The organism is Streptomyces sp. NPDC029956 (assembly GCF_055574655.1).
This window is the reverse complement of sequence record NZ_JBVHZJ010000004.1, coordinates 251,768-273,134: the sequence shown is the minus strand read 5'-3', so window position 1 is coordinate 273,134 and position 21,367 is coordinate 251,768. Positions and strand designations below refer to the sequence as shown.

At 71.5% G+C, this 21,367-nt stretch carries 19 protein-coding genes; 14 read left to right on the top strand and 5 right to left on the bottom strand.

What is annotated here, in order from left to right:
* The first annotated feature begins 29 nt into the window (after positions 1-29).
* From ACZ4XX_RS05085 to ACZ4XX_RS05075, 3 genes are all read left to right on the top strand, one after another.
* Positions 30-851, top strand: coding sequence for a glycerophosphodiester phosphodiesterase (locus ACZ4XX_RS05085; RefSeq protein WP_468506579.1), 822 nt, complete (start codon positions 30-32; stop codon positions 849-851).
* Between the two features lie 245 nt (positions 852-1,096).
* Positions 1,097-1,699 (top strand): ATP-binding protein, encoded by a 603-nt coding sequence (locus tag ACZ4XX_RS05080; RefSeq protein ID WP_468506578.1) that lies wholly within the window; start codon positions 1,097-1,099, stop codon positions 1,697-1,699.
* Between the two features lie 282 nt (positions 1,700-1,981).
* The gene (locus tag ACZ4XX_RS05075) at positions 1,982-2,959 is read left to right on the top strand and encodes a DUF5926 family protein (RefSeq protein WP_468506577.1); all 978 of its coding nucleotides are present in this window, start codon (positions 1,982-1,984) and stop codon (positions 2,957-2,959) included.
* 219 nt (positions 2,960-3,178) lie between these two features.
* On the opposite strand, the gene ACZ4XX_RS05070 is transcribed toward ACZ4XX_RS05075, so the two are convergent.
* On the bottom strand, positions 3,179-3,838 hold the full coding sequence (locus ACZ4XX_RS05070; RefSeq protein ID WP_468506576.1) for a hypothetical protein: 660 nt from the start codon (positions 3,836-3,838) through the stop codon (positions 3,179-3,181).
* 247 nt (positions 3,839-4,085) lie between these two features.
* Entirely contained in the window at positions 4,086-4,766 is a 681-nt protein-coding gene (locus tag ACZ4XX_RS05065) for a bifunctional DNA primase/polymerase (RefSeq protein WP_468506575.1), read from the bottom strand.
* Positions 4,767-5,332: 566 nt separating this feature from the next.
* Here ACZ4XX_RS05065 and ACZ4XX_RS05060 point away from each other — a divergent pair.
* Both ACZ4XX_RS05060 and ACZ4XX_RS05055 read left to right on the top strand, forming a co-directional pair.
* A complete protein-coding gene (locus ACZ4XX_RS05060) occupies positions 5,333-6,784 on the top strand; it encodes a PP2C family protein-serine/threonine phosphatase (RefSeq protein WP_468506574.1) in 1,452 nt (483 codons plus the stop codon).
* Positions 6,785-6,968: 184 nt separating this feature from the next.
* On the top strand, positions 6,969-8,429 hold the full coding sequence (locus ACZ4XX_RS05055) for an aminopeptidase P family protein (RefSeq protein ID WP_468506573.1): 1,461 nt from the start codon (positions 6,969-6,971) through the stop codon (positions 8,427-8,429).
* Positions 8,430-8,562: 133 nt separating this feature from the next.
* Here ACZ4XX_RS05055 and ACZ4XX_RS05050 read toward each other — a convergent pair whose 3' ends face one another.
* Positions 8,563-9,012, bottom strand: coding sequence for an ATP-binding protein (locus tag ACZ4XX_RS05050; protein WP_468506572.1), 450 nt, complete (start codon positions 9,010-9,012; stop codon positions 8,563-8,565).
* 213 nt (positions 9,013-9,225) lie between these two features.
* Between ACZ4XX_RS05050 and ACZ4XX_RS05045 the strand changes: the two genes are divergently transcribed.
* From ACZ4XX_RS05045 to ACZ4XX_RS05005, 9 genes are all read left to right on the top strand, one after another.
* Complete coding sequence (locus tag ACZ4XX_RS05045; RefSeq protein WP_468506571.1) at positions 9,226-10,017, top strand: hypothetical protein; 792 nt, start codon at positions 9,226-9,228, stop codon at positions 10,015-10,017.
* 111 nt (positions 10,018-10,128) lie between these two features.
* A complete protein-coding gene (locus ACZ4XX_RS05040) occupies positions 10,129-10,911 on the top strand; it encodes a YcnI family copper-binding membrane protein (protein WP_468506570.1) in 783 nt (260 codons plus the stop codon).
* A 47-nt stretch (positions 10,912-10,958) separates the two neighbouring features.
* Positions 10,959-11,690, top strand: a complete 732-nt coding sequence (locus ACZ4XX_RS05035; RefSeq protein ID WP_468506569.1) for an SCO family protein — start codon at positions 10,959-10,961, stop codon at positions 11,688-11,690.
* The gene (locus tag ACZ4XX_RS05030) at positions 11,687-12,154 is read left to right on the top strand and encodes a copper chaperone PCu(A)C (RefSeq protein ID WP_468506568.1); all 468 of its coding nucleotides are present in this window, start codon (positions 11,687-11,689) and stop codon (positions 12,152-12,154) included. Before ACZ4XX_RS05035 ends, ACZ4XX_RS05030 begins: the two co-directional genes overlap by 4 nt.
* Before the next feature lie 45 nt (positions 12,155-12,199).
* Entirely contained in the window at positions 12,200-14,215 is a 2,016-nt protein-coding gene (locus ACZ4XX_RS05025; protein WP_468506567.1) for a copper resistance protein CopC, read from the top strand.
* A gap of 3 nt (positions 14,216-14,218) precedes the next feature.
* Positions 14,219-15,487, top strand: coding sequence for an iron uptake transporter deferrochelatase/peroxidase subunit (gene efeB / locus ACZ4XX_RS05020; RefSeq protein ID WP_468506566.1), 1,269 nt, complete (start codon positions 14,219-14,221; stop codon positions 15,485-15,487).
* A gap of 81 nt (positions 15,488-15,568) precedes the next feature.
* Positions 15,569-16,504 carry a prephenate dehydratase gene (pheA, locus tag ACZ4XX_RS05015; protein ID WP_055602630.1) on the top strand — a complete coding sequence of 312 codons (936 nt, stop codon included), beginning with the start codon at positions 15,569-15,571 and terminating at the stop codon, positions 16,502-16,504.
* A 496-nt stretch (positions 16,505-17,000) separates the two neighbouring features.
* Positions 17,001-18,290 (top strand): serine--tRNA ligase, encoded by a 1,290-nt coding sequence (serS, locus tag ACZ4XX_RS05010; RefSeq protein WP_468506565.1) that lies wholly within the window; start codon positions 17,001-17,003, stop codon positions 18,288-18,290.
* Entirely contained in the window at positions 18,287-19,093 is an 807-nt protein-coding gene (locus tag ACZ4XX_RS05005) for an HAD family hydrolase (protein WP_468506564.1), read from the top strand. Before serS ends, ACZ4XX_RS05005 begins: the two co-directional genes overlap by 4 nt.
* 132 nt (positions 19,094-19,225) lie before the next feature.
* Here the strand turns inward: ACZ4XX_RS05005 and ACZ4XX_RS05000 are convergent, their stop codons facing one another.
* On the bottom strand, positions 19,226-19,885 hold the full coding sequence (locus ACZ4XX_RS05000) for a rhomboid-like protein (protein WP_468506563.1): 660 nt from the start codon (positions 19,883-19,885) through the stop codon (positions 19,226-19,228).
* Between the two features lie 34 nt (positions 19,886-19,919).
* Positions 19,920-21,323, bottom strand: coding sequence for a dihydrolipoyl dehydrogenase (lpdA, locus tag ACZ4XX_RS04995; protein WP_468506562.1), 1,404 nt, complete (start codon positions 21,321-21,323; stop codon positions 19,920-19,922).
* Positions 21,324-21,367 lie beyond the last annotated feature (44 nt).

The window sequence follows — 21,367 nt, the reverse complement described above, 5'->3', positions numbered from 1 at the left end:
CCCCGCCCCGCCAATGGCACCATGACGCCGTGACTCACGCACGGCAGCACCCGAACAGCGTCCCCCTCCAGGTCGTCGCCCACCGTGGAGCCTCCGAGGACGCACCGGAACACACTCTGGCCGCCTATGTGAAGGCCATCGAGGACGGGGCCGACGCCCTGGAGTGCGACGTCAGGCTCACCGCCGACGGCCATCTCGTCTGCGTCCACGACCGCCGCGTCGACCGCACCTCGAACGGCCGCGGCGCCGTCTCCGCCCTGGAGCTCGCCGATCTCGCCGCCCTCGACTTCGGCACCTGGAAGGGCCGCGAGGACTCCGGCGAGATCCCCGACTGGCGCGACCCCGGGTCCACCTCCGTCCTCACCCTGGAGCGGCTCCTGGAGCTGGTCTCCGACGCCGGACGCCGGGTCGAGCTGGCCATCGAGACCAAGCACCCCACGCGCTGGGCGGGCCAGGTCGAGGAACGGCTGCTCCAGCTCCTCAAGCGTTTCGGCCTGGACGCGCCCGCGTCCCCCGCCGAATCCCCCGTACGCGTCATGAGCTTCTCGGCCCGCTCGCTGCACCGGATCGCGGCCGCTTCGCCGACGCTCCCCACCGTCTCCCTCGCCCAGTTCGTCTCGCCGCGGCTGCGCGACGGACGGCTCCCCGCGGGCGCGCGCATCGCCGGGCCCTCGATCCGGATCGTCCGCCACCACCCGGCCGTCATCCTGCGGCTCCAGAAGGCGGGGCACCAGGTCCATGTCTGGACCGTGGACGAGGCCGAGGACGTCGAGCTCTGCGAGCGGCTCGGCGTGGACGCGATCATCACCAACCGCCCGAAGCAGGTGCTCTCCCAGCTGCGCCGCGACTGAGCGCTTCCCGCGACGGACGCGTTGCCCGGGTTCGCGCGCTGCCCGGGTTTCGCGTGTTTCCCGCGTTGTCGGAGTTTTCCGGGTTCATGGGTTCCCGGGGTTCCCTCGCCTCCCGTGTTCACCGCGGATCCCCCTTCCCGCCGCCCCAGACTCCCCTCCACCACCTCCTTTCCCTTGCGCCACAAGGCTTCACAGGGCTTACGGGGAGTGCACCGGCGCGTTCCACGCGTACGCGATCGTCACGAGTGCCTCATCGCACACTGATTGGCCGGTTTCCGGTCCAGGCCATTGGGGCATCCACACGGTGGCGTGGGGCAAAGGAGGTCTCGGGGGTGGCGTTGGTGGTGGCACAGGAGGTGCCCACGTCGTCGAGCATGGCCGTACCCCATGGCCCTGCGGGCGTGGGTGAGGCGAGACATCGGATGCGGGACGAGCTGTACCGCAGCGGGATGTCCGAATCGGTCGTCGACGACGCGGTGCTGATCCTTTCCGAGTTGCTCAGCAATGCCTGCCGGTACGGCAGGCCGCTGGGGCACGCGGATCGGGGCGACGGGGATGTACGGGCGGCCTGGCGGGTGGACCCGGCGGGCGGCCTCAGAGTCGAGGTCACGGACGGAGGCGGTCCGACCCGGCCCGTTCCGGCGACGCCGTCGGTCACCGCACGGGGCGGCCGCGGGCTGAACATCATCAGCGCGCTGGCCCAGGACTGGGGTGTACGGGACAGTGCGACCGGCGAGGTCACGGTCTGGGTGGTGGTGACCGAGGGACACCGCCGCGAGGACTTCGCGTCCCGCGTCGGCGGCGGCTCCCGCTTCGACATCCTGGACGCGTACGACGACCTGGATTGACGTCGTACGAGGACCAGCCCCGGTGTCGTACAGGGACCCAGCCCCGGTGTCGTACGAGGGCCAGGACCGATGGCGTACGGGATCCTGGCGACGAGCGAGAACCACGGCGCCGTACGAGAGCCTCGGTGGGCGATCCACGAGGGTCCCGGCCCCGCACGGCGCCCCGTGGCCGCTCCCCCCTTCCAGGGGCAGCGGCCCGCCTGAAGGGCGTCGGTGCGCGGTACGACTAGGCTCGCGCCCGGAACAAGCACCGCACCGCCGCGATCGGGAGAAAGCCACACCATGGCCAAGAAGCGCCCCCAGACGAAGGCCGGCAAGACCGGTCAGGCACAGGTCACGAGCGGGGAGATCCCGGTCGTCGGGGCGCGCGAGCCGTGCCCGTGCGGTTCGGGCCGCCGCTACAAGGCGTGTCACGGCCGGGCCGCAGCGCACGCCGTGACCGAGCTCGTCCAGCGCCCCTTCGAGGGCCTCGCCGGCGAGTGCGACTGGGTCGCGCTGCGCGAGCTGGTGCCCGCCGCCACCGTGCCGCTCACGCTCAAGGGCGGGCTCCCGGAGGGCGTTCCCTCCGTGACGCTCGCGACCGTGCTGCCGATGGCGTGGCCGGCGCTCCGCCGCGACGACGGCTCCGTCCTGCTCGCCCTGCAGAACGACTCCACCTCCGGCGACCTCGCCCGCGACCTCGCCGACACCCTCCAGCGCGCCCTGGAGACCGAGCCGGGCACCCCGGTCCCGCCGCGCCGCGTCCCCGCCGAGGGCCCGCGCCTGCAGGACCTGCTCGATGCGGACGCCACGTTCGCCCCGGAGGTACACACGGGCTTCGAGTTCTGGATCCCGCAGTCCGCGGACGGCGCCGACCCGGAGGTCGCCGCCTCCCTCGAGCGGGCCAACGCGGCCGCGATCCCGACCGTGAAGCTGGCGAGCGTCGACTCGGCGTACTGGTGCGAGACCCCGGACAAGAACCACCTGCGCTGGGTCATGCCGTACCCGGAGGAGAAGCTCCTCGACGCGCTCGCCCGTCTCCAGGCCGCCGGTGGTACCTCCATCGGCGCGGACACCCGCCTCGTCGGTTCGTTCCGCGCGCACGGACTGATGGTGCCGGTCTGGGACCTGCCGACCTCGATGACCGCCGAGGAGTGCGAGAAGCCGGCCGCCGAGTTCGCCGAGCGGCTGACCGAGGCGCTCGCGTCGGACGCTCCGCTCACCGCGGAGGAGCGGCGCGCGCGTGGCGGCCTCACGAACCGTCAGGTAACTCTCAGCTGATACCCCGCGTGGTATCGGTGACTGACAGACCGACCAGTCGGTGACTTCCGCCACAACCCGGTCTGCGGACGGGTAAATCCCTGTCCGAATAACCGAGATCGAATTTGCGAACAGCAGATCTCTTGTTACCGTTCTGGAAGCCCGGTCGCTGGTGCATCCCCCGTCGCCAGCGATCGGGCCTTTCCATGTCCGCTTCCGGCAGGTCCGGGGCGTCGACGCTCAACTTCCTTCGCTGTCCGCCGTGTTGCTGCCCGCCCGCAGCAGCAGCGGGGTGTTGCCCCCCTCGCCGGTGCCCGCGAATTCCGCTACCGCCGTATAGGCCGTGGCCACCCCCCGGCCCCGTTCTCCGGGTGTTTCACAGGTTCCCGGTTCGTCCTGCGCGGGGACCGGGCAACGGACCTGTACGGTCCGCCCGCCGGGTGCCATGAGGGTCAGAAACGCGTCGAGATTCTGGCCGGATGCGTTCCGGTAGTACGTACGCCCCCAGGTGTCGGGACCCTCCGTCAGGACACAGGTCTGCGCCTCGACCCCTTCGGGAGAGGCGAGTTCCGGCCCACAGTGCGTGACCCGCTCCGGGGAGGCCGGAACGGCGGGTGCGTCACGGGGAGTGACGGGGGCGCCGGGGGATACGGAGGTGCCGGGGGTGGCCGGCGAGCCTGGGGTGGCCGGGTCTGCGGCGGGCTCCGTACGGGGGCCCGGACCGAGCCCCTTCAACAGGTCCCCCGACTTCGCGTCGCCGGCATCGGCCGCACCCGCCGGTCGCGCGGACCCACCCGCCACGGGCTCGCCCGTCGGCCCCGCCATCGCGACCAGCGGCAGCAGTACGGCGACCGTGACGGCGGCCCCGAGTCCGACCACGCGGAGGTTGACCGGACCCATGCGCCCCACCTTCTCCTGCTCGGCTGGAGATCTTGAACGGTGGGGTGAACATAGCGGCGGCCGACGGGCGCGCGGTCGGCCGCGCGCCCGTTTCCCCTACAAGTCGGACCAGGACACACCCCTTCGGGTGAAGGGCGTCGTGGCACCTCGCCCCCGCCGGTCGCCCGTCGCCGGTGCCGGACGCCGAACTGCGACCGGTCGCCGGTACCGCGACCGGGCGCCGCCGCCCGCCGCCGGTACCGCCCGCTCAGTACGCCAGCCGGCTCCCGCCGCCCGGTGTGCTCGTGCTCGCCTCCACGAGGGCGTCGACGACCGCCTCCACGTCCGGCAGCCACGGCCGGGCCGAACCCGCGAGCGGGGCGCGCTCCCAACGGACCTGCCCGGTCCCGGCGACCGAGGGCGGCAGGACCAGATAGCCGCCCTCGCCGTGGAAGCGCAGCGAGCCGGGGACGCTGTCCTTCGCGTACAGCAGCTCTCCGAGCCGTTCGAGGCTGTACGGGGCCACGAGGATCGACCATCGGGTCGGGGTCGCGACCACCGGGCCGAGCCGCATGCCCGTGGCGTCGAGCGCGGCGAGCGCCCGCGCTCCCGCGACCGCGGGCAGGCTGACCGCGCAGGGCGCGCCGCCGCCGGTGGCGAGCACCACCGGGGCGTCCGGGCGCCGGGTCCACCACGAGCGGATCATCCGCTCGTCGGTGGTGGCCGCGAGCAGTCCGGGGTCGTAGGGGTGCGCGCCGGGCACCACGCACTCGGGATCGGGGCAGGAGCACGCGGCTCCCGCGGACGTGCGGGTCGTCGCTCTCAGACCCGCTCCCGGCAGAACGGGCCAGTCCCATTCGACGGCGAAGGTGACCGCCGCGTCGAGCCGGGCGGTCCTCGCCTTGCGCCGGAACCGGAGCCTGCGTCGCCTTCCGAGGATCTCGCGCATGAGCGCTCGTTCCTTTCCGTTGAACGCCGAATCCACATCACACCATGTGCAGGACACTTCACCGTGCGTATCAGCGCGTACCGGGTCGGCGGGGTGGCGGGCCCCTGTCGGAGCGGGGCCGGCCGGGCCGGAACCAGGTGGAACCACGTGGAAACCAGATGGAGCGGGTCAGTACCAGGTGGAGCCAGGTCAGAACGAGGTGGAGCCAGGTCAGCACCAGAGGCGGGTCAGAACACGTTCCCCGCCACTCGGTGACGGGCTGCGGCCTGCGGCATGTAAGACGCCGGGGTCCCGCGTCGCGTTCCGGGGCAGCTCCAACTGCCCCTGCCTGTCACCGATTACGTACCCAGCACGCTCGGAATGACGCGCTTTCAAACGACGCCAGTCGACCGCAAAAGGTGCACACCGGGGACAATTTTCGGCCAACTTCTCCAGGACTTCAACCCTCGCGCACAAGCTCACGGACACCACAAGTCCCGTGGGGACAATGCTGGACATCGTTCCTCTTGTGCGTGTACATGTGGATGCATCGAGCGGCTCAGAATGACATGGGGGTTTGCGATGCTATGGCGTCAAACGCACCGGTCGGAAAGCCGACTGACATGAGCGCCCCACACATGCCGAAAGTGGCCGGAATCGATTCCACGGTTCCCGGGCCCCCGCACACTACGGCGCCTCTCCCCGGGGTCCCCGCGGCGGCAGCACCCTCCGAACCGGTCTCCCCACCGGGAGCGCTGATCCAGGACCGGCTCGCCGCCTGGGTCTCCGACCTCACCACCCTCCACGAACTCACCGAGCGCCTCATCAGGACCGCCTCCCTCGACGAGACGCTCCGCGAGGTCCTCGGCGCCGGCGCCGCCCTCGTCGGGGCCCGTCGCGGAATGGCCGTCCTCGAACCGGCCGACGGGCTCGGCCCCGCCTCCACCATCGGCCTCGGCCTCGCCCACTCGGACCTCGGCACGATCGAGACCGTCCCGCGCGGCACCAGCAGCTACGGCCGCCTCCTCGACGGCCTCCCCGATCCGGTCCACCCCGAGCGGGTCCCCGATCCGATCGCCATCCGCGACGTCCGTACCGAGGAAGGCCTCGACCCGCGCCACCGCGAGGTCGCCGCCCGCCTCGGCTACGCCGCCAGCTACGCCCTCCCCCTCGCCACCGAGGAGGCCGGCCGGCTCGGCGCCGCCGTCTGGCTCTACGACGAGCCCGCCGAGCCCACCGACCGCCAGCGCCACCTCATCGGGCTCTACGGCCGCTTCGCCACCGAACACCTCGCCCGCCTCCTCCAGGTCGAACGCGCCCGCGTGCAGGTCGCCACCATCGCCGAGGAGCTGCTCCCGAGCCGGCTCCCCCGCGTCCCCGGCGTCCAGCTGGCCGCCCGCCACCGCACCGGCCCCCGGGGCGGCGGCGACTGGTACGACGCACTGCCACTGCCCGAGGGCGCCCTCGGCCTCGCCGTCGGCTCGGTCTCCGGCACCGGACCGAGCGCGCTCGCGGCCATGGGGCGGCTGCGCGCCTCCCTGCGCGCGTACGCGGTGATGGAGGGCGAGGACCCCGTCGCCGTCCTCTCCGACCTGGAGCTCCTGCTCCGGCTCACCGAACCGGCCCGCTCGGCGACCGCGCTCTTCGCGTACGCCGAACCGGCGCGGCGCCGGATCGTCCTCGCCGGGGCCGGACACGCGCCTCCGCTGGTCATCGGGGAGCGCCGCACGGAGTTCGTCGAGACCTCGCTCTCGGCCCCGCTCGGGATGCTGTCCTGCTGGGAGGCGCCGAGCGTGGAGCTGTCCCCGGAGCCCGGAGAAACGGTGCTTCTCTACACCGACGGGCTGCTTCGCCGTACCGGCGACGCCATGGACCGGGCTTTCGCGCGGCTCCACGCGGCGGCGTCGAGCGTGCCGAGGGCGGACCGGGGCGACCCGGGTGCCGTCGCCGACCACGTCCTGCGGACCATGCTGCCCGAGGGTCTCGACACCGCCGTGGACGGGGAGGACGTGGTCCTGCTCGCCGCCCGCTTCGACTGAGCGGCACATGGCGAGCACCCGGTGAGCACCCGGCAGGTACAGGCGGGTGCACGGGGCAGCAGCCCGCGTGGGCGTCCATAAACGGAGCGTGACATTCCGGTAATGGGTCTTCCGGCCCTGGGCCCCCTTCCGTACGACCGTACGATGGTGGGGGTTCAGTGTCGTACCAAGAGGAGGCAGACCCGTGGCCGAGGAGCTCACGCCGGAGACCCCGGAAGAGACTGAGGAACAGGCGATCAAGCAGCGGAAGAACGGCCTGTACCCGGGCGTCTCCGACGAGCTGGCCGAGAGCATGAAGTCCGGCTGGGCCGACACCGAGCTGCGCGGCCTGGAGCCGATCGCCCAGGCCGACAGGACCGCCGAGCGCCGCGCGGCGCTCTCCGCCCGCTTCCCGGGCGAGCGCCTGGTGATCCCGGCCGGAAAGCTGAAGACCCGGTCGAACGACACCGAGTACGCCTTCCGCGCCTCCACCGAGTACGCGTACCTCACCGGCGACCAGACCCAGGACGGCGTCCTCGTCCTGGAGCCGACGAAGAGCGGCCACAAGGCGACGATCTACCTGCTGCCGCGCTCCGACCGTGAGAACGGCGAGTTCTGGCTCGACGGCCAGGGCGAGCTGTGGGTCGGCCGCCGCCACTCCCTCACCGAGGCCGAGCAGCTCCTCGGCGTCCCCGCGAAGGACGTCCGCGAGCTGGCCGAGGCGCTGCGCGAGGCCACCGGCCCCGTCCGCGCCGTCCGCGGCCACGACGCCGGCATCGAGGCCGCGCTGACCGACAAGGTCACCGCCGAGCGCGACGAGGAACTCCGCGTCTACCTCTCCGAGGCCCGTCTCATCAAGGACTCCTTCGAGATCGGCGAACTGGAGAAGGCCTGCGCCTCCACGGCCCGCGGCTTCGAGGACGTCGTCAAGGTCCTCGACAAGGCCGAGGCCACCAGCGAGCGCTACATCGAGGGGACCTTCTTCCTCCGCGCCCGCGTCGAGGGCAACGACATCGGCTACGGCTCCATCTGCGCCGCCGGCCCGCACGCCACCACCCTGCACTGGGTGCGCAACGACGGCGACGTCCGCTCCGGCGACCTGCTGCTGCTCGACGCCGGCGTGGAGACCACAGAGCTCTACACCGCGGACATCACCCGCACCCTGCCGATCAACGGCCGGTACACCGAGCTCCAGCGCAAGATCTACGACGCCGTCTACGAGGCGCAGGAGGCCGGCATCGCCGCGGTGAAGCCCGGCGCCGCCTACCGCGACTTCCACGACGCCGCCCAGCGCGTCCTCACCGAGAAGCTCGTCGAGTGGGGCCTCGTCGAGGGCCCGGTCGAGCGCGTCCTGGAGCTCGGTCTCCAGCGCCGCTGGACCCTGCACGGCACCGGCCACATGCTCGGCATGGACGTCCACGACTGCGCCGCCGCGCGCACCGAGGCCTACGTCGACACGACCCTCGCGCCGGGCATGTGCCTGACCGTCGAGCCGGGTCTGTACTTCCAGGCCGACGACCTGACCGTGCCGGAGGAGTACCGCGGCATCGGCGTCCGGATCGAGGACGACATCCTCGTCACCGAGGACGGCAACCGGAACCTCTCGGACGCGCTGCCGCGCCGCGCCGACGAGGTCGAGGCGTGGATGGCCGCGCTGAAGGGCTGACCTCCGCGTACGTTTGGAACCGAAGGGCCCTCGCCGACCGACCGGCGGGGGCCCTTCCCCGTACCGCCGGCGCAGGAGGGCGCCCGTGCCGTGGGGCGCGTGTGGCTCGCCACCGCCGGTGAGGCGCGTGAGCTCACGCCATGAGCAGGGAAGGGCTGTCCTTCCACTTCAGGATCTTGTCGAAGCTGACCACCGCGCCGCCCCGGCCCGACCGGTTGCCGAACTGCACATGGTCCGCGAGCTCCTCGATGAGGCGCAGCCCCCGGCCGTGCTCGGCGTCCGACGGCGCGGCGGGCAGCTCGGCGCCGGGGAAACCGGGGCCCGAGTCCGCCACCTCGATACGGCAGGTCTCACCGTCCAGGTACGCCGTCACCCGATAGGCCCTGCCGGCCGCCCCGGACCCGTCGGGACCGTCGCCGCCGTGCTCGACCGCGTTCGCGCACGCCTCGGTCAGCGCCACCGACAGCTCGTACGACACGTCGGGATCGACACCCGCCGTCTCCATCGTGCCCAGCAGAAGCCTTCGGGCGAGGGGCACACTCGCGGCCTCGCGCCGCAGATGGAGTGACCACCAGATGCTCATGCTCCAGCCTCCCGGCAGCGGCTCGACATACGGATACCTATTGCCGGACGGAACCCTTCGTAAGCGCACGGAAGCGTCAAGAGCGCTCGTTCGGCGGATGCACCCGGCGCGCGCGCCGGTGTATGTCGCCCCGAAGGCCCTCAAGAGCCCCAAGAACGACCTTCTGGACCTGCCTCATACCGGTGGGGCCCGTGGTGCGATGATGAGCCCGCCATGAATGCCCCCGCGCTCGCTCCACGGCTGCTGAGGGCCGCGGTGTTCACCGCGGTCTGCGTCGTGCTGTCCGCGCTCGGGCACGCCATCGCCGCCTGTGCGGGCATCGCCCTGTGGACGCTGCTCGCCGGCTTCCTCGGCGTCTTCGGCATCACCGTCCTCTTCACCGGACGGGAACGCTCGCTCGGCTTCGTCGTCGGCGCCCTCGCCGGCGGACAGCTCGGGCTGCATGTCCTCTTCGGCCTCGGCCAGCACCGGCTCGGCCTGAGCCCGCAGGCCGACGACGCCCTCGTACGGATGGCGGCGCGGCTCGTCTGCGGCGCCGGGACCTCGTCCCTCACCTCCGCCGACGCCACCAGGATCATCCGCGACTCCGGGCTCGACCCGGCCGCCGCGCAGTCCGGCGCCCACCACCTCGGGCACACGGCCGCCGCGGCGGCCACGCCCGCCGGTGAGCTGCTGCCCGGTCTGCCCATGGTCCTCGGCCATCTGCTGGCCGCCGTGGCCACGGGCTGGCTGCTGCGCCGCGGCGACCGGGCTCTCGGCCGTCTCGTCGAACTCTCCGAGCAGGGGGCGACGGAGCTCGCCGAGTGCGCCCTCGTCCGCTCACTGCGGGCCGCGCTCCTGCTCGTACGGGCGCTGCTCAACGGCCTTGCGGCAGCTCCCGGCACGGGGCCGCGGCGGACGGTCCGTACGGCCTTCGACTCCTCGCCGCCACCGGTGGCCGAGGCCCTCAAGGACACGGTGATCAGGCGCGGTCCGCCGGCCGCCGACTGCGTTCTCGCAGCCTGACACGGACCGCTCACAGGGAGCGGGGCCGTGCCCGTCCGCACGCCGGTCCAGGGTCCTTTCCCCGGCGCGCCGGACTCCCTCGCCTCTCTCCGAGCTGGAGTGTCTTCTGCCATGACCGTTTCCCGTGTCTCCTCCCGCGTCTCCGCCACCCGGGTCGCCCTCGCCGGTGGCATCGCCCTCTCCTCCGTCGTACTGCTGTCCGGCACGGCCTTCGCGCACGTGAGCGTGCAGCCGCAGGGCGAGGCCGCCAAGGGCGGCTACGCGACCGTCAACATCAAGGTCCCGAACGAGCGCGACAACGCCTCCACCGTGAAGGTCGAGGTCAACTTCCCGCTCGACCACCCGCTGGCTTCCGTCATGCCGCAGCCCGTCCCCGGCTGGAAGGCCGAGGTGACCAAGAGCAAGCTCAGCAAGCCGCTGGAGCTGCACGGCAAGACCATCAACGAGGCCGTCTCCAAGGTCACGTGGACCGCCGACGGTTCGAAGATCGGCCCCGGCCAGTTCCAGCAGTTCCCGCTCTCCCTCGGCCAGCTGCCCGAGGACGCCGACCAGCTGGTCCTCAAGGCGATCCAGACGTACGACAACAAGGAGGTCGTGCGCTGGATCGAGGAGCAGAAGGAGGGCGCGGAGGAGCCGCAGAACCCCGCCCCCGTCCTGAAGCTCTCCGCCGCCTCCGCCGACCACCACGGCGGCGCCGCCCCGTCCGCCTCGGCCTCCACCCCGGCCGGGCACGACGACAAGGCCGGCCACGACGACAAGGCCGACGCGAAGAAGGAGACGGCCGCCGCCGACTCCTCCGACACCACGGCCCGGATCCTCGGCGTGATCGGCATCCTCGTCGGCGTCGCCGGCGTCGCGTTCGGTCTCCTCGCCGGCCGCCGCCGCGCGGCCTGACGGCCGCACTCCTCCAGCGAACCCGGAAAGAAGCGGAAAGAACCAGCATGTCCGCAGAGAAGACACCCTCTCCGAAGCCCGAGGACGGCCCCGCCCGTCCCGGGCGTCGCACCCCTCTGTTCGTCGCCGCGGCCGCGATCGTCGCCGCGATCGCCATCACCGCGTCCGTCGGCCTCGGCGGCAACGACGCCAAGACCTCGGCCGACGGCTCCGGCTCGGTCGCCGTGGTCTCCGGCGGTGACGACTCCACCAGGGCCGCGACCGTCCTCGACCGGCCGTTCACCAAGCCCGGGCTCGTCCTCACCGACACCAAGGGCCAGAAGTACGACCTGCGGGAACGGACCAAGGGCAAGCCGACGCTCATCTACTTCGGCTACACGCACTGCCCCGACGTCTGCCCCATGACGATGAGCAACATCGCCATCGCCAAGAAGCAGCTCCCCAAGGCCGACCAGGACAAGCTCCAGGTCGTCTTCGTCACCACCGACCCCGAGCGGGACACCTCGGCCGAGCTCGGCAAGTGGCTGCCCGCCGCGGGCGACTCCTCCTTCATCGGTCTCACCGGCTCGTTCTCCACGATCCAGGCGGGGGCGCGGCAGATCGGCATCGGCATCGACCCGCCGAAGAAGGAGAACGGCAAGGTCGTCTCCATGCACGGAGCGCAGGTGATCGCCTTCTCGCCGACGACCGACCAGGGCTACGTCCTGTACGGCGAGGACGCGAGCGTCGACGACTACGCCAAGGACCTGCCGAAGCTCATCAAGGGGGAGAACCCGTGAACCGCCGCACCACCACCCTGTCCGCCTCCGTGGCGCTCGCCGCCGCGCTCGCACTGACCGGGTGTTCGTCCTCGTCCGAAGCGGCCGGGGACGGGAAGCCCGTCCTGAAGGTCAGCGGCGCGTTCATGCCGCAGCCGGTGATGGACATGGCCGGCGGCTTCCTCACCATCAAGAACGACGGCGGCACCGCGGACAAGCTCACCTCGGTCACCAGCGCACTCTCCGACGACGTCACGATCCACGAGACGAAGAACCAGAAGATGCAGGAGGTGAAGTCCTTCGACATCCCCGCGAACGGGGAGTTGAAGCTCGCCCGCGGTGGCAACCACATCATGTTCATGGAGCTGAAGAAGAAGCCCAAGCAGGGCGAGAAGGTCAGCATCGAGCTCCACTTCGAGAAGTCCGACCCCATCGAGGTCGAGCTTCCCGTCGAAGCCGCCAACCACAACCCGCAGCAGCACTGAGCGCGTTGACGGAGTTCTCACAGAACTGACGGAGTGAACCGGAAGATGACAACCACCGCCCCGCGCCTCGGTACCGCCCTGGCCCGGCTGCTGATCCTCGCGGCCGCGCTGCTCGGCACGCTGCTCGCCGGTGCCGCCCCCGCGTCCGCGCACGCGGCGCTGACCGGCAGCGATCCGAAGGACGGGGCGGTGGTCGCCACCGCTCCCAAGGAGGTCAACCTCACCTTCTCCGAGCAGGTCGCCATGAGCGCCGACTCGATCCGGGTCCTCGACCCGGCGGGCCGGCGGGCCGACACCGGCGAGATACTCGACCTCTGCAGCGGCTCGATCGTCCGCTACGGCGTGGCGCTCCGGGCCGGACTGCCCGACGGCACCTACACCGTGGCCTGGCAGACCGTCTCGGCCGACAGCCACCCCATCTCCGGCGCCTTCACCTTCTCCATCGGCGCCCCCTCCACGACGTCGGTCGCCCTGCCGGACCGGACGGCCGGCGGAGGTCTCGTCGGCACCCTCTACGGCATCGCGCGCTACGTCTCGTACGCCGGGTTCGCCGTCCTCGTCGGCGGCGGCGCCTTCGTCCTGGCCTGCTGGCCGCGCGGCGCGAGCGTCCGCCCGGTCCAGCAGACCGTGGTCCGGGGCTGGCTGACGCTCACCGGCGCCACCCTGGTCATGCTGCTCCTGCGCAACCCGTACACCGGCTCCGGCGAACTCTCCGACGCCTTCGACCTGGCGGGACTGAAGGCCGTCCTGGAGACGAAGACCGGCGCCGCGCTCACCTCCCGGCTGCTGCTGCTCGGCGCGGCCGCGCTCTTCGTGGCCGTCCTCTTCGGCGCCTACGCCCGGCGGACCGACCCGAAGGAGAAGAAGGACCTCGCCTTCGGGCTCGGCGTCGGCGGCACCGTCGTCGCCGCGGGCATCGCCGGTACCTGGGCGCTGGCCGAACACGCCTCGACCGGCATCCAGCCCGGCATCGCCATGCCCGTCGACATCCTGCACCTGCTGGCCGTCGCCGCCTGGCTCGGCGGTCTCACGGTGCTGCTCGTCTCCCTCTACAAGGCGCCGTCCGTCGACCGCTCGGCGATCGAGCGCTTCTCCAGGGTGGCCTTCGGCTCCGTGGTCGTCCTCGCGGCCACCGGGCTCTATCAGTCCTGGCGCCAGGTCGGCTCCTGGTCCGCACTGACCGGGACCCGCTACGGACAGCTGCTGCTCGTCAAGATCGGCCTGATGTGCGTCCTCATCGGCATCGCCTGGATCTCGCGCCGCTGGACCCAGCGCCTCGCCGACCCGAAGCCGGCCGGGGAAGCCGCGCAGGCCGGGGGCGAGGCCGAGGAAGCCGGACAGGCCGAGGAAAAGGCTGCGGCCAAGATCCGGACCAGGACCCAGACCCTGAGCGAGGGTGAGACCAAGGCCGGGAAGCCAGAAGAGTCCGAAGAGGCCGAGGAGCCCGCCGAGGCCGCCGAGGCCGCCGAGGCCGCCGGTCCCGAGCGGGCCGCTCAGCTCGCCCGGCAGCGGGCCGCCGTCGCCACCGCGCGGCGCAAGCGGGAGCGGGACGCCGACCCCGAACGGGCCGGTCTGCGCCGCTCGGTGCTGACCGAGGCCGCCGTCGCCGTCGTGCTCCTCGCCGTCACCACCGTCCTCACCTCGACCGAGCCCGGCCGCACCGAGGAGGAGGCGGGGCGGAACGGCACCGCCGCCTCCGGCCCGGCCGCCGTGCCCGACCGGCCCGTCGACATCCGGCTGCCCTTCGACACCGGCGGCGTCGAGGGCAAGGGCGTCGTCCGGCTCAGTCTCGACCCGGGGCGCACCGGCGCCAACGCCCTCCACATCTTCGTCGAGCGCCCCAACGGCAAGCCGCTGGACGTCCCCGAGATCAAGGTCGCCCTCACCCTCGAGGCGAAGGACGTCGGCCCGCTGCCGGTCGCACCGGACCGGATCCAGACCGGACACTGGAGCGCGAGCGGCGTCCAGATCCCGATGCCCGGCGAGTGGCGGATCCAGGTGACCGTCCGTACCTCCGAGATCGACCAGACCACCATCGAGAAGAACGTGAAGATCGGCTGACCCGTGACCGAGAACGACAACCTTGAGATCTCCCGGCGGCGCCTGCTCGGCACCGTCGGCGCGGCGGGCGCGGCCGGGCTCGTCATCGGCGCGGCCGGTGGCGTCGGGGTCACCGCGGCCGGGTCGGGCGACGACACCGCAGGGGCCGGAGCCGGTGGCGCTCCGGCGCTGACGTCCGTCGGCGCGACCGAGGTGATGTTTCACGGGAAACATCAGGCCGGCATCACCACTCCCCTCCAGTCCCGCGGTCATCTGATCGCCTTCGACCTCGCCCCGGGCGCCGGTCGCAAGGAGTCGATGGCCCTGCTGCGCCGCTGGTCCGTGACGGCGAAGACGCTGATGGCGGGCAAGGCTCCGGCCGGGGACACAGGAGTGGCTCTCGACGCGGGCCCCTCCTCGCTCACGGTCACCTTCGGCTTCGGCCGTACGTTCTTCGACCGCACCGGGCTCACCGCGCGCCGCCCCTCCGCGCTCGACCCGCTGCCCGCCTTCTCCGCCGACGCCCTGGACGCGCGGCGCTCGGAGGGTGATCTGTGGGTGCAGATCGGCGCCGACGACGCGCTGGTCGCCTTCCATGCGCTGCGCGCCCTCCAGAAGGACGCGGGCGAGGCGGCGCGGGTGCGCTGGCAGATGAACGGCTTCAACCGCTCGGCCGGTGCCACCGCGAAGCCGATGACGGCGCGCAACCTGATGGGCCAGGTCGACGGCACGGGCAATCCGAAGGTCACCGATCCCGACTTCGACCGGCGGATCTTCGTCCCGGCGGGCACCGGGGGTGCGACGGAGTGGATGACCGGCGGCTCGTACGCGGTGGTGCGCCGGATCCGGATGCTCCTCGACGACTGGGAGAAGCTGCCGCTCGACCGGCAGGAGAAGGTGATCGGGCGGCGCAAGTCCGACGGGGCCCCGCTCACCGGCGGCAGTGAGACCACCGAGCTCGACCTGGACAAGCGCGGTCCTGACGGGACGACCGTCATCCCGGACAACGCCCACTCCCGTATCTCCGCCCCCGAACAGAACGGCGGTGCGGCGATGCTGCGCAGGCCGTTCTCCTTCCACGACGGGATCGCCCCCGACGGGACGCCGGACGCCGGTCTCCTCTTCGTCTGCTGGCAGGCCGACCCGCTGAGGGGCTTCGTGCCCGTGCAGCGCAAGCTCGACCGGGGCGACGCCCTGTCCGCGTTCATCCGGCACGAGGCGAGCGGCCTCTTCGCGGTCCCGGGCGGTCCCGCCGAGGGCGAGTACGTGGGACAGCGGCTCCTGGAGTCCTGACCTGCCGGGTCGGCCGTCGGCGGGCACGCGCGTCCCGTCGGACGGGCGACCCACGGCTCCGGGGCCCATTAGGGTGACGGTATGTCCGCCACCCGGTACACGTATCTCGGCCCCGAGGGCACCTTCACGGAGGCCGCGCTGCGTACGCTGCCCGAGGCCGCGACGAGGGAACTCGTCCCCATGGTCTCGGTCCCGGCCGCGCTCGACGCCGTACGGAACGGGGAGGCCGCCGCCGCTCTCGTACCGATCGAGAACTCGGTCGAGGGCGGGGTGACGGCGACCCTCGACGAGCTGGCCTCCGGCGAGCCGCTGATGATCTACCGCGAGGTGCTCCTGCCGATCGCCTTCGCGCTGCTCGTACGACCGGGGACCAAGCTGTCGGACATCAAGACCGTGACGGGCCACCCGGTGGCCCAGCCGCAGGTCCGCAACTGGCTGCGGGCCCATCTTCCCGAGGCGCTGTGGGAGTCCGCCGCGTCCAACGCGGACGGGGCCCGGCTGGTGCAGGAGGGCCGCTTCGACGCCGCTTTCGCGGGGGAGTTCGCGGCGGTGACGTACGGCCTCGAGGCGCTGGTCACCGAGATCCACGACGCGGAGAACGCCGAGACCCGGTTCGTCCTGGTGGGCAGGCCGGCCCGGCCGGCGGCGCCGACCGGCGCGGACAAGACCTCGGTGGTGCTGTGGCTGGGTGACGATCATCCGGGTGCCCTCCTCGAACTGCTCCAGGAATTCGCGGTGCGCGGGGTGAACCTGATGCTGATCCAGTCCCGGCCCACGGGGGCGGGGATCGGGAACTACTGCTTCGCCGTGGACGCCGAGGGCCATATCTCGGACCGGCGGGTGGGCGAGGCGCTGATGGGGCTCAAGCGGATCTGCCCCAAGGTGCGCTTCCTCGGCTCGTACCCGAGGGCGGGTGTGGCGGTCGAGGACGTGGCGGCGCTGCGGCGCGGCACCTCGGACGGGGAGTTCATGGCGGCCTCCGACTGGCTGGCGAGAGCCCAGGACGGTCGGGCCTGACCCGATACTGACCGAGACGCTCCCGGCGGCGGGGGCGTTCGTCCACAGGTGCGAACCACTAGTCCTACCTGCGTACTTTTCAGTTACCCACAGCGGTTATCCACAGGCTCTGCACTCGACCTGGGGACAAGTCGACAGCTCGCCCCGACAAGGTCGACAAATCGCCCTAGCCACTCCCCGCCCCCGCCCGACTGTCCACAGCGCGGGGAGGGCCCTCGTCAGCACGGTTCGCTCGACCAACTCGTTGGAGCGAGCAATTCCCACTCAAATGAGTGCCTCAATGGCGTTTGATCACGGAATTCCCAGGAGTGGGCCGGGAAATCCGCGCGATCTCCCCCGTAGTCCACAGATCTTCCGCACAGCCTGTGGATAACTGAATTCAGAGCACCGTCCCCGGCATTCTCACGGGCGCCAATCCGGGCATAACGTCACGCGTGACAACACGCGTGACGTTATGCGGTGGGGGCGGGTGAACGCGCACCGGTAGCCTGGTGGGGTGATTGACCTTCGCCTGCTCCGTGAGGACCCCGACCGTGTTCGCGCCTCCCAGCGCGCCCGTGGAGAGGACGTCGCGCTCGTCGACGCCCTGCTCTCCGCCGATGAGCGGCGCAGGTCGTCCGGCGTCCGCTTCGACGAGCTCCGATCCGAGCAGAGGGCGCTCGGCAAGCTGATCCCCAGGGCCACCCCGGAGGAGCGCGCCGAGCTCCTCCAGAAGGCCGAACAGCTCAAGACCGACGTCAAGGCCGCCGAGGCCGAACAGAACGAGGCCGACGACACGGCCAAGCAGCTGCTCCTCCAGCTCGGGAACATCGTCCACACCGACGTCCCGGTCGGCGGCGAGGAGGACTTCGTCGTCCTCGAGACGCACGGCACCATCCGCGACTTCGCGGCCGAGGGCTTCGAGCCCAAGGACCACCTGGAGCTCGGCCAGGCGCTCGGCGCCATCGACGTCGAGCGGGGTGCCAAGGTCTCCGGCTCGCGCTTCTACTACCTGACCGGCGTGGGCGCCCTCCTGGAGCTCGCCCTGGTCAACGCGGCGATCGCGCAGGCCACCGAGGCCGGCTTCATCCCGATGCTGACCCCGGCGCTGGTCCGCCCGCGCGCCATGGAGGGCACCGGCTTCCTCGGCCAGGCCGCGGAGAACGTGTACCACCTGGAGAACGACGACCTCTACCTCGTCGGCACCTCCGAGGTCCCCCTCGCCGCGTACCACATGGACGAGATCATCGACGCGGACAAGCTGCCCCTGCGGTACGCGGGCTTCTCGCCCTGCTTCCGCCGCGAGGCCGGCACGTACGGCAAGGACACCCGCGGCATCTTCCGCGTCCACCAGTTCGACAAGGTCGAGATGTTCTCGTACGTCGCGCCGGAGGACGCCGAGGCCGAGCACAAGCGGCTCCTGGACTGGGAGAAGCAGTGGCTGACCGGTCTGGAGCTGCCGTTCCAGGTCATCGACGTCGCCACCGGTGACCTCGGTGCCTCCGCCTCCCGCAAGTTCGACTGCGAGGCGTGGATCCCGACCCAGGGCAAGTACCGCGAGCTGACCTCGGCCTCGAACTGCGACAGCTTCCAGGCCCGCCGTCTCTCCGTCCGCATGCGCGACGAGCAGGGCGGCAAGAAGACCGTGCAACCGCTCGCCACCCTGAACGGCACGCTGTGCGCCGTACCGCGCACGATCGTGGCGATCCTGGAGAACCACCAGCTGCCCGACGGTTCCGTGCGCGTCCCGGAGGTGCTGCGGCCCTACCTCGGTGGCCGTGAGGTCCTGGAGCCGATCGCCAAGTGAGCCCCTTCCCCTACCGCCTGGTCGCGACGGATCTCGACGGCACGCTGCTGCGCGCCGACGAGTCCGTCTCGGCCCGCACGCGGGACGCGCTCGCCGCCGTCACGGAGGCGGGCGCCGCGCACATCGTCGTCACCGGCCGGGCGGTGCCCTGGACCCGGCACATCCTGGACGACCTCGGCTACGAGGGCATCGCGGTGTGCGGGCAGGGCGCGCAGGTCTACCACGCGGGGGAGCACCGGCTGCTGACCTCGCTGACCCTGGACCGGCAGCTCGCAGGGCTCGCGCTCTCGAAGCTGGAGGCGGAGGTCGGCCCGCTGGCCTTGGCCGCGAGCCGCGACGGCCTGGAGGGCGAGGTCCTGATGGGCCCCGGCTACTCGGTCCAGGAGGGGCCCCTGCCGTACGTCCCGTACGAGGACCCGGCGGAGCTGTGGGCGGCGCCGCTGACCAAGCTCTACATCCAGCACCCGACGCTGTCCGACGACGAGCTGACCGGCGCCGCGCGGGCGACGGTCGGCGGGCTCGTGGACGTCGTCATGGCCGGTCCGGGGATCGTGGAGATCCTCCCGCTGGGCCTGAGCAAGGCGACGGGGCTCTCCCTGGCCGCGCGCCGGCTGGGGGTGAAGGCCGCGGAGACGATCGCCTTCGGCGACATGCCGAACGACATCCCGATGTTCGGCTGGGCGGCCCACGGCGTGGCCATGGGCAACGCGCACGAGGAACTGCGTGCGGTGGCGGACGAGGTCACCACCTCGAACGAGGAGGACGGCATCGCCGTCGTCCTGGAGCGCCTGCTGTCGGCCTGACCGGTCACCGAGCCTTGCCTTCGGTCCGACCGGTCACGGGCGAAAGAAAAGGGGCGGCCTCGCGTGGACCAGGTCCACGCGCTCGAAGCGGCCGCCCCTTTTTTCGGGGAATCCCCCGTGGCCCCCGTACAACTAGTGTGCGCCTGGCCCCTGTTCGTGGGCGACTGGTTTTACGCGGGTGAGCGGGTAGCAGGCCAGGCCGATGCCCAGGGAGATCGCGTGCCCGAGATCGGTGTACGTGCGGTCGGCGAGCAGCGGTGCGACGAAGAACGCCACCACTCCCGCGAGGTACAGCCACCGCCAGGGCCGGGCTAGCCGGTACGTGAGGATGCCCGCCGAGGCGGCGAGACCGTAGCTGACCCCGATGTCGACGACATGCGCCATGCTGCGCGGCACGTCGTGGAGGCGAATGGCCACGAGGACGACCTGCTGGCTGATCAGAGTGGCAGCGATATGGGCCGTGGCGACGACGAAGAGCCATTTCGCGGTACCGAGCCACCGCTCCACGGGCGCGTGGATCAGCTCGAACAGGACCGCGTAGAACAACAGGTCGGCCGGGTCCTCGATCCAGAACGCGCTGCCGAGCAGGGCCCGCAGCGGATGGTGGGACAGCTGGTGGAGATTGCTGCTGTTGCGGTGCAGCAGATAGGTCTCGAGGCCCTGGGGGGACAACGCGATGACCAGGCTGGTGATCGCGATGACCGCGAGCCAGAGATGCGTACCGGGTGACGAACGCACCCACGACCTGATCGGTCGGGACGGTTCGCCACCCGGGAGGGTCTCGGGAGGCACGTGTCCGTGCCTATCACCCGGACCGGCAGAAACCTCAGAAATTGATCATGTGTCCGGCGATGCCGTGGATCGCTTCCTTCACGGCCTCGCCCAGCGTCGGGTGCGCGTGGACGTTCCGCGCGACCTCGTGGACGGTGAGGTCCCACTGCTGCGCCAGGGTCAGCTCGGGGAGCAGCTCGGTGACGTCGGGGCCGATCAGGTGGGCGCCGATGATCTCGCCGTGCGTCCCGTCCGCGATGATCTTGACGAAGCCGGTGGCGTCGCCGAGCCCGTGCGCCTTGCCGTTCGCGACGAAGGGGAACTTGGCGACCTTGACGTCGAAGCCCTTCTCGCGGGCCTGCGCCTCGGTCCAGCCGAAGCTGGCGATCTGCGGCTGGCAGTAGGTCGCGCGCGGGATCATCGGGTAGTCGAGCTCCATGGTCTCCGCGTCGCCGATGGTCTCGGCGGCGATGACGCCCATGGCCTCGGCGGTGTGCGCGAGCATCAGCTTCGCGGTGACGTCGCCGATGGCGTAGATGTGCGGCACGGAGGTGCGGCAGCGGCCGTCGACGTCGATCGCACCGCGCTCGGTGAGGGCGACGCCGGTGGCCTCCAGGCCGTAGCCGGTGACGTTCGGGGCGAAGCCGATGGCCTGGAGGACCTTGTCGGCCTCCAGGACCTTCTGGGCGCCGTCCTTGCCGGTGACGGTGACGCGGACCTGCGGGCCGGTCTCGTCGATGGCCTCGACGCGGGTCGAGGTCAGGACGTCGATGCCGAGCTTGCGGTACTGCTTCGCCAGCTCCTTGGAGACCTCTTCGTCCTCCAGCGGCGCGATCCGGTCGAGGAACTCGACGATCGTGACCTTGGTGCCGTAGTTGTTGAGGACGTACGCGAACTCGATGCCGATCGCGCCGGCGCCGGCGATGATGATCGACTGCGGGGCGTCCTCGGCGAGGATCTGCTGCTCGTACGACACGACGCGGTCGCTGAGGGCGGTGCCCGGGAGCAGTCGCGGGGTGGCGCCGGTGGCGATGATGCAGTTGTCGAACTGGATCGTCTCCGAGGTGCCGTCGGACTTGGCGACCTGGAGGGTGTTCGCGTCGAGGAAGGTTCCCCGGCCGTCGAACTCGGTGATCCTGTTCTTCTTCATGAGGAAGTGAACGCCCTTGACGCGGCCGTCCGCGACCGAGCGGCTGCGGCGGAACGCCTCGGAGTAGTCGAAGGTGACGGTGCCGTCCACCTTGATGCCGAAGGTCTTGGCCTCGTGGTTGAAGATGTGGGCCAGTTCCGCGTTGCGCAGCAGCGCCTTGGTGGGGATGCAGCCGACGTTCAGGCAGACACCGCCCCAGTACTTCTCCTCGACGACCGCGACCCGCTTGCCCAGCTGGGCGGCGCGGATGGCGGCGACGTAGCCGCCGGGGCCAGCTCCGAGTACGACGACGTCGAAGCGGTCTGACATGACTGACTCCCGAGGGTGGTGAGGGTGTTCGGTCCGCGTACGGG

What these genes read in the sequence shown, in the direction of transcription:
- ACZ4XX_RS05075 (WP_468506577.1), top strand. Translation starts at nt 1,982, where the DNA reads ATGGCCAAGAAGCGCCCCCAGACGAAGGCCGGCAAGACCGGTCAGGCA.
- ACZ4XX_RS05070 (WP_468506576.1), bottom strand. Translation starts at nt 3,838, where the DNA reads ATGGGTCCGGTCAACCTCCGCGTGGTCGGACTCGGGGCCGCCGTCACG.
- ACZ4XX_RS05065 (WP_468506575.1), bottom strand. Translation starts at nt 4,766, where the DNA reads ATGCGCGAGATCCTCGGAAGGCGACGCAGGCTCCGGTTCCGGCGCAAG.
- ACZ4XX_RS05060 (WP_468506574.1), top strand. Translation starts at nt 5,333, where the DNA reads ATGGCGTCAAACGCACCGGTCGGAAAGCCGACTGACATGAGCGCCCCA.
- ACZ4XX_RS05050 (WP_468506572.1), bottom strand. Translation starts at nt 9,012, where the DNA reads ATGAGCATCTGGTGGTCACTCCATCTGCGGCGCGAGGCCGCGAGTGTG.
- ACZ4XX_RS05045 (WP_468506571.1), top strand. Translation starts at nt 9,226, where the DNA reads ATGAATGCCCCCGCGCTCGCTCCACGGCTGCTGAGGGCCGCGGTGTTC.
- ACZ4XX_RS05040 (WP_468506570.1), top strand. Translation starts at nt 10,129, where the DNA reads ATGACCGTTTCCCGTGTCTCCTCCCGCGTCTCCGCCACCCGGGTCGCC.
- ACZ4XX_RS05035 (WP_468506569.1), top strand. Translation starts at nt 10,959, where the DNA reads ATGTCCGCAGAGAAGACACCCTCTCCGAAGCCCGAGGACGGCCCCGCC.
- ACZ4XX_RS05025 (WP_468506567.1), top strand. Translation starts at nt 12,200, where the DNA reads ATGACAACCACCGCCCCGCGCCTCGGTACCGCCCTGGCCCGGCTGCTG.
- pheA (WP_055602630.1), top strand. Translation starts at nt 15,569, where the DNA reads ATGTCCGCCACCCGGTACACGTATCTCGGCCCCGAGGGCACCTTCACG.
- lpdA (WP_468506562.1), bottom strand. Translation starts at nt 21,323, where the DNA reads ATGTCAGACCGCTTCGACGTCGTCGTACTCGGAGCTGGCCCCGGCGGC.